At 69.5% G+C, this 7,851-nt stretch carries 6 protein-coding genes and 1 rRNA gene; 4 read left to right on the forward strand and 3 right to left on the reverse strand.

Annotated features, from left to right (window positions below; genetic code table 11):
* Positions 1 to 1,437: TonB-dependent receptor plug domain-containing protein (locus VF697_RS13790; RefSeq protein WP_331095064.1), on the reverse strand; the 1,437-nt coding region annotated here is incomplete at its 3' end.
* A gap of 108 nt (positions 1,438 to 1,545) precedes the next feature.
* Between VF697_RS13790 and VF697_RS13795 the strand changes: the two genes are divergently transcribed.
* From VF697_RS13795 to VF697_RS13805, 3 genes are all read left to right on the forward strand, one after another.
* On the forward strand, positions 1,546 to 3,096 hold the full coding sequence (locus VF697_RS13795; protein WP_331095066.1) for a ChaN family lipoprotein: 1,551 nt from the start codon (positions 1,546 to 1,548) through the stop codon (positions 3,094 to 3,096).
* 122 nt (positions 3,097 to 3,218) lie between these two features.
* On the forward strand, positions 3,219 to 4,370 hold the full coding sequence (locus VF697_RS13800) for a zinc-dependent alcohol dehydrogenase (RefSeq protein WP_331095067.1): 1,152 nt from the start codon (positions 3,219 to 3,221) through the stop codon (positions 4,368 to 4,370).
* Between the two features lie 220 nt (positions 4,371 to 4,590).
* A complete protein-coding gene (locus VF697_RS13805) occupies positions 4,591 to 4,830 on the forward strand; it encodes a hypothetical protein (RefSeq protein WP_331095069.1) in 240 nt (79 codons plus the stop codon).
* A gap of 57 nt (positions 4,831 to 4,887) precedes the next feature.
* On the opposite strand, the gene VF697_RS13810 is transcribed toward VF697_RS13805, so the two are convergent.
* On the reverse strand, positions 4,888 to 5,946 hold the full coding sequence (locus tag VF697_RS13810; RefSeq protein ID WP_331095071.1) for a hypothetical protein: 1,059 nt from the start codon (positions 5,944 to 5,946) through the stop codon (positions 4,888 to 4,890).
* Positions 5,947 to 6,020: 74 nt separating this feature from the next.
* Here VF697_RS13810 and VF697_RS13815 point away from each other — a divergent pair, with 74 nt between their 5' ends.
* Positions 6,021 to 7,604: an acyl-CoA carboxylase subunit beta gene (locus tag VF697_RS13815; protein WP_331095073.1), complete on the forward strand. Its 1,584-nt coding sequence runs from the start codon at positions 6,021 to 6,023 to the stop codon at positions 7,602 to 7,604.
* A gap of 113 nt (positions 7,605 to 7,717) precedes the next feature.
* Here VF697_RS13815 and rrf read toward each other — a convergent pair.
* Positions 7,718 to 7,834, reverse strand: a 5S ribosomal RNA gene (gene rrf, locus VF697_RS13820).
* Between the last annotated feature and the right edge of the window lie 17 nt (positions 7,835 to 7,851).

Genomic DNA, 7,851 nt, shown 5'->3' on the forward strand with positions numbered 1-7,851 from the left:
GTGGCCCTTGGGCGTCACCTCGAGGTCGAAGCCCAGCCCCAGGTTGACGAGGAAGCGCTCGTCATGGGTGTTGCCGGCGGGCTCCAACGGATCGCGCAGCTTCTGGGAGATGGTCTCCGCGTCGAGCGCGTCCTTCTCGATGGGGGACGAGTCACCCGCCTGGTACCAGACGTCCGCGTCACCGAAGAACTTGAGGCGACCAAAGGTATGGGCGCCCGCCACGTGACCATCGAAGGTGGTGGCGAGCCGGTCATCGAGCGCGGGGAATCCTCCGCCGGAGACGGCGGCGAGGACGCCCTCGGCCCGGTGGGTGACGATGTTCACCACGCCGAGGAAGGCACCGGCGCCGTACAGCGACGAGCCGGGCCCGCGGACGACCTCGATGCGCTCGAGGTTCTCCACCGGCAGGTTCATCAGGGCCTTGCCGTCGAAGAAGCTGTTGAGGCGGTGGCCGTTGAGCAGGAAGAGCAGCTCGGCGTCATTGCGCAGACCGCGGACGGCGACGCGGTGGAAGCCCTGCACATCCCGGCTGATGGTGAGGCCGGGCACCACGTCCAGCACGTCCGCCACGGTGCGCGCACCGAGCGCGCGGATCTGATCCCGCCCGAAGGAAGCGGCGATGGCGGGCACCTTCTTCACCTTCTCCTCGTGCCGGGTGGCGAGCGCCAGGGTGTCCTCGGCCGTGTAGAGCGCCATGTCCTCGTCGAGCTGCGAGCGCTGGGGCGGAGGCTCCACGGGCTCGGCGGAGCGGGAGGGCCTCACGGCCGGACGCGAGGCGGAGGTGTCGTTCTCGGGGGGCAGGTCGGCCGTCAGGGCGGCCATGGCGTCATCGGACTCGGAGCCGCGGCCGGGCTTGCGCTCGGTCTTCGGGGCGGGCTCGCCCTTGCGGACGGGCTCGGAGCGACGCTCGGGCTTCGAGGGAGACTCGGTCCGAGCGACGGGCTCCGGCTCGGAGGTGCGGCTCGTGGGCGGGGGCGTGGCCTTCGTGGGAGGCGGCGGCTCCTGGCCGGGCCGGGACGCGGAGAGCGGAGAGCGAGCGGTGGGCACCTGACCGACGACGATGACGCGGGCGGGCCGGGTGGCGCTCTTGAAGAGGGGCACGCGGTCGCCGCTGGGGGTGAAACCCTCCACGTAGTATTCGACGCCCGGCGGGACCATGTTCATCGCGGGGATGACGCCCCGGTAGAGGTCGCCGTACTGCAACTCCATGGGCATTTCGGAGTAGGGCTCGCCAGGGCCGCGGTAGCGGATGACGACGCGCAGGATGCGCTGGGTGCCGGCGAGGACGCCATCGACCACGAGCGCGACCCCGGGCTCTGCCTGGGCGGGCGCGGTGTGGAGCAGCGACGACTGCTGCTCCTGGGCGTGGACGGGCATGGCCGCCAGCAGCACGAGCGCGAGGAGGACGGGGCGTGGGCTCGAAATAACGGACTTCACGGGTAGCCCAAATGGTCTCCCGGGGGGATCGGCGCGTCAAGGAAGGGGGGCGGAGCGAACCGCCGAATTTTTGCCGGGGTGGCGGGCGCGTGCGAGTTGTGATCGTCCATGCGCGCGTCGCTTGCTCTCCACCTCGCCCTGTTCCGCCGTCAGAAGGCCCAGATTGCCCGGGCCATCGATGGGCAGTCGGCCGCCTTCCGAGCCTATGAGGCCCGCTACCGTCGGCGCACGTCCGAGTACAAGCGGGTGCTGCCAGCCTCGGCGGTGTCGCAGCAGGTGCAGGCGGCGGACGTGGTGTACGTGGGCGACTACCACACGCTGCCGTTGGCGCAGGAGACGTACCAGGAGCTCGTCGAGGGCGTGCGAGAGGCCGGCCGCCGGGTGGTGCTGGCGCTCGAGTGCGTGGAGGGCCGGCACCAAGCGGCGGTGGATGCATACCTGGCGGGTCGCCTCGCGGAGCGCGCGCTGCTGGCCCGGCTGGGACATGGCGCGGGCCAGGGCTCGGGGTCCGGCCTGCGCGCGCTGCTGACCTACGCGAAGCGTCATCGGCTGGAGGTGGTGGGCATCGACCGGCGGGCCCAGGGCGAGCGCTCCCTGGAGCTCCGGGACGCGTACGCGGCGGAGCGGATTGCCCGAGTGGCGCGAGCGGAGGATCGGCCCCGGGTGCTGGTGCTGGTGGGCCAGTACCATGTGGCGCCCTGCCACCTTCCGGCGCAGGTGGAGCGAGCGCTGGGAGAGGGGCACGGACTGCGCGGGCTGGTGGTGTACCAGAACGCCGAGGGCGTCTACTGGCGGCTGGCGAACGAGGGGAAGGCGGGCGTGGCCCAGGCGGTGGAGCTGCCAGACGGCTCGCTGTGCCTGATGAACGCGTCGCCGGTGGTGTGCCAGCAGAGCTTTCTGGACTACCTCGAGGCGGAGGCCGGGGACTCGCCGCTGCGGGAGCGGAGCGCGGCCGAGCGGTTCCGGGAGATGGCGAGCTTGATCGGCCGGCTGGCGGGCGTGCCAGTAGGCAGGGCACTCGACGAGGTGGAGGTGGTGACGGCGGCGGACGAGGACGCGCTGGTGCGCATCCAGCAGCGGGGGCGCTTCACGCAGGGGGAGCTGGTGCAGCTGCGTCGGCACATCCTCTCGCGCGAGAGCTGCTACATCCCCCGGGCGAGGATGGCGTACCTGGCGTCGCTGTCGCTGAACCACGCGGCCGAGGAGGCGGCGCACTTCGTGAGGCACTGCGCGGTGGGAGACGCGATGGAGGCACCCCGTCGGGCCTCGGACGCGTTCTACGCGCGGTGCCTGGAGGAGGCGCTGGGGTTCTTCGGCTCGAAGCTGGTGAACCCGAGGCGCAGCTGCCCGGGGCCGGGCGAGTGGGCGCTGCGCTTCGCCGAGGCACGAGGGGTGGAGCGGCAGATCGCCGCGTTCGTGCTGGCGCACAAGGCGGCGGAGGTGGAGGTGCCGGACGAGGCGGTGAAGCTGCTGCCGCTGCGCAAGGACCGGCTTTTCCACGGCGTCAGCCACGCACTGGGCTACCTGCTGGGAGACGCGCTCTACCGGGGCTTCGACGGGGACCAGGTGGCTCGGGCGGAGCTCCGGGCGCTGTTCCGCGATCCGCTGGAGGACCCGAGGGCCACGTACTTCGACTGGGTCCGCCGTCTCTCCAAGTAACGGAAGAGAAGATTCCCAGGCTGTGGGTGCACACGCCTGCCCCTCTGCCTTGCATTCGGGAGGCCTCTCTCCTTTGTCCTCCGACGGATGGCAGTAGCACGCCTCGTGAACAAGCTCGGCATATGCGAGCTCTCACCTACGAAGGACCGTATCGAGTCGCGGTGCGCAACAAGCCCGATCCGAAGATCGAGCACCCCCAGGACGGCATCGTCCGCGTGACGAGCGCGGCGATCTGCGGGTCCGACCTCCACCTGCTCCATGGGCTCGTCCCGGACACCCGCATCGGGTTCACGTTCGGCCACGAATTCACGGGCATCGTGGAGGAAGTCGGTCCGGGAGCGCAGGGGGTCAAGAAGGGCGATCGGGTGATGCTGCCGTTCCAGATCTTCTGTGGTGGCTGTTACTTCTGTACCCGGGGCCTAACGTCCTGTTGCGATAGCACCAACCCCGCGACGGACGCGGGGACGGGTATCTACGGCTACTCGCACACGATGGGGGGCTACGACGGCGGCCAGGCCGAGTACGTGCGCGTGCCCTTCATCGGAGTGGACGCCGAGAAGATTCCGGATGACGTCGAGGACCTCGACGCCCTGCCCATTACGGACGCATTCACCACCGGGTACCAGGCCGCCGAGATGTGCGACCTCAAGGGAGGCGAGACGGTCGTGGTCCTCGGATGTGGCCCGGTCGGCCTGTTCGCGATGTGGTCGGCCTGGGCGATGGGTGCCGGCCGGGTCATCGCCGTCGACCACATCGATTACCGCCTCGAGTTCGCCCGGAACTGGTTTGGCGTCGAGACGCTCAACTTCAAGGATCTCGATCTCGTCACCACGGTGAAGGGGATGACGGAAGGGCGCGGAGCTGACGCCACCATCGACGCGGTCGGCTGCGAGGCGGCGGGCGGGCCGATTCATCGCGCGCTGGGCGTGTACATGAAGCTGGAGGCGGGCTCGCCGCAGGCGATCAACTTCGCCATCCACGCGACGCGCAAGGGCGGAGTGATCTCCCTCATCGGCGCCTACGGACCTCCGTCCCTCGGCGTCGACCTCGGCACCTTCATGAACAAGGCGCAGACGATGCGGACCGGCCAGGCGAGCGTGAAGCGCTACATGCCGCACCTGCTCGAGCACGTCCGGGCCGGTCGCATCCGGCCGAGCAAGGTCTTCACCCATCGCCTGCCGCTCGAGCAAGCGTCCAAGGGCTACCACACGTTCGCGCAGAAACGGGACGGCTGCATCAAGGTGGCGCTCTTCCCCAACGGAACCCTTCACTAGGACGGAGACCCTGATGAATCCCACACCAGAGCTAAGCACGCCGGAGAGGGTCAAGCGGCACTCCGGATACCAATCCCTTCAGCCCGTGACGCGGCCGGAGTACTGGGGCGTCGATCTCGACCCTTCCCGCCGGCCGGGCGTCCCGATGATGCGCGAGCCCCAGCCGTGGCCGAATACGCGCTTCCCGCCGGAGCAACAGCCCGGCAAGTCGGCGGCACCCATGCATGGTCGCCCCAACAAGCCGATGCCACCGGTCTTCGGCACCTCCACCCCGCTGCACGGGCTCTCTGGTGCGATCCGCAAGTTCGCCTACCAGTTGCCGGACCACTACCCGAGCCACTGGCTGCTGAAGATGCTCGGGGACCGGGTCGACTTCTGGGGCTACCGCGCCCGCCGCATGTTGCCGGTGGTCGTGCCGCTTGCCGTGCTGGGCTACCTCAGCGGCATCGGACGCCGCTGAGCCGCCGATGAGCAGCCCTCCCAAGCGGAGGGTTGCTCCCCCCTCAAGGGCAACTGGCTACGGCGAGCCTGGTCCAGCGTCCGCATTGGCAGCGTGGACCACTCGAAACCGCAGTGCCTGGCTCGGCAGGGGCTCCCCGCTCCGCCGGCCCAGGTCATTGGGGACGAACCAGAAGCCCCCCTCCTCGTTCACGGCCCACAGCTCATACTCCCCCACCGGCACAGCGCCGAGCGTCGTCACCACCCTGCCCCTTCCAGGCTCCTCGGTGATGGCCTGAGCGAGCGGGATGACGAAGAGTTGCAGCAACTCGGCGGCGACCTCTTGGCCCACGTCTCCCTGCAGGCTCGTGAGGAACGGGGTCGCATTGGGCAACAGGGGCACGATGACCCGCGCGGGCCGCCCCCGGCTGTCGAGGGGCACGCTCTGCCCGGGCTTGGGCACGAAGTTCAGGAAGAACTGGGGCCACAGATCGACCACCCCATCCCCGTTCACGTCATCCGGGGTCCCGTCCCCATTGGCATCCGCGAGCCGGACGAAGAACCGGGGCTCGTCCCCGCGCAGCACCCCAAAACCCTCGCTCTTCACGGTGAACGAGACAATCGCCGTGGCCGAGTCCGTCAGGCTCACCACGCCTCCGTCCCCCTGCTCCACCACCTGGAACGAGGGAAGTGGACGCCGCACCCGGCGTGGCAGCACGAGGTCCGCCGGCAGCACCTGCCCCGGCTGCGCGTTCAGCTCGACGGACGACTCGGGCACCCAATCCCCCGCCCCCGGCTGCGCGAGCACATCGACGGTGAGGTCCGCATCCCCATTGGCATCGAGGAACCCCCACAGTCGGTACACATCGGGGCCGACCTCGGAGAACCGGAAGCGCGCATCCCCGGCGGCGAGGCGCACCTCGGGCACGGCGGCCACATACCGCGGCTCGCCCCGGTTCTCCGGAGGCGCCTCGTCGGGAGCGAACAGGAACAGGTACGCATTGCCCCGAGCGGGGCCTGCCAGCTCGACGCGGCCCTCCACGCGGGCGGCGCGCCGGAGCTCCGAGGGGGGCTCGGTACAACCTCCGAGCACGGCCCCGAGGGCCAGGGCGAGAACACGTAATGCGATGGAAGACACCGCCCCACTCTAGCCTTCCGGGGGTGCTCGAGGCTCTGGCAAGGTAGCCCCCGATTCTCCTGGGAGGCCACACCATGAAGATGAAGGACCGGGTGGAAAAGCTGGAGGAGCAGCGTCGGCGCAGCGAGGGCATGGGCGGGCCGGAGCGCATCGAGCGCCAGCACGCCAAGGGGAAGCTGACCGCCCGCGAGCGCCTGAAGCAGCTGTTCGACGAGGGCACTTTCGAGGAGATGGGGCTGCTGGCGGGAGCGGAGGGCAACCTCCCCGAGGAGGAGGAGCCGAGCAGGCCCTCGCCAGCGGACGGCGTCATCACGGGCGTGGGAGAGATCGACGGCCGACCGGTGGCGGCGGCCATCTATGACTTCACGGTGTTTGGCGGCTCCATCGGGACGGTGGGCGAGCGCAAGGTGGCGCGGCTGAGGGATCTCGCGCTGAAGAACCGGATTCCGATGGTGTGGCTGGTGGACTCGGCGGGAGCGCGGCTCGAGGCGGGGGGCGACATCGACCCGCGGCGCCTCGCGAGCTTCGCGGACACGGGGTACCTCTTCCGCGAGCAGGTGGTGATGAGCGGGGTGGTGCCGCAGGTGGCGGCGATGGTGGGCCCCGGGGCGGCCGGCACGGCCTACATCCCGGCGCTGGCGGACTTCGTGCCGATGGTGAAGGGCACGAGCTCCATCGCCATCGGAGGCCCGTACCTCGTGGAGTCCGTGGTGGGCGAGAAGGTGACGGAGGAGGAACTGGGCGGCTCGAAGGTGCATAACGAGCTCTCCGGCGTGGCGGACGCCGAGTACCCGGACGACGCGGCGTGCCTCACTGCCATCCGCGAGTACTTGTCCTTCTTCCCCTCGCACTGCGAGGACAAGCCGCCGCGCAAGCCGTCATCGGATCCGTTCGACCGGCGGGACGAGGACCTGCTGAAGGTGGTGCCAGACAGCCCGCGGCAGGCGTTCGACATGCATAAGGTCATCCTGTCGCTGGTGGATGACCGGAAGTTCTTCCCCCTCAAACCAAGGTTCGCGCGCAACCTGATCACGGGCCTGGCGCGGATTGATGGCTGGCCGGTGGGGATCGTGGCGAACAACTCGATGTTCCTGGGGGGCATCCTGGACGTGAACGCGGCGGACAAGGCGGCGCGGTTCATCAACCTGTGCGATGCCTTCAACATCCCGCTGGTGTTCCTGCAGGACGTGCCGGGCTTCATGGTGGGCACGAAGGTGGAGCAGCAGGGCATCGTCCGGCACGGGGCGAAGATGATGTACGCGGCGGCGAGCGCCACGGTGCCCAAGCTCACGGTGGTGGTGCGCAAGGGCTACGGTGCGGGCTACTATGTGATGAATGGCCGAGCCTTCGAGCCGGACCTGCTGGTTGCCTGGCCGGGGGCGGAGATTGGCGTGATGGGGCCGGAGGGCATGGTGTCCATCGCGGCGCGCAAGCTGCTGCAGGGTGCGGAAAGCCCCGAGGCCGCCGAGGCCATGAAGAAGGAACTGGCCGAGGGACTGCGGCAGCACATCCGCATCGAGCGCACGGCGGCGATGGCCATGGTGGACGACGTGGTGGACCCGCGCGACACGCGACGGCTGCTAGCCCGGGCCCTCAAACGCACGGCGAACAAGAAGGTGGAGCGTCCCTTCCGCCGCCGGGAGATCTCCCCGGTGTAGCGCGACGGAGGTCCCGGCGGGATCCAATCCCGTCGGGACCAGGCGCCAGGAGCCCGCAAAGGCGAAGGCCCCGAATCCTCACGTACATGAGGACTCGGGGCCTTCAAAAAAAAATCCGGCAGCGACCTACTCTCCCGCGCGGTTTCCCGCGGAGTACCATCGGCTCTGGAGGGCTTAACTTCCGTGTTCGGGATGGGAACGGGTGGAACCCCTCCGACATAGCCACCGGAAACTGTGTGACGCGTAC

This window comes from Archangium sp. (genome assembly GCF_036388035.1).
GTDB lineage: Bacteria > Myxococcota > Myxococcia > Myxococcales > Myxococcaceae > Archangium.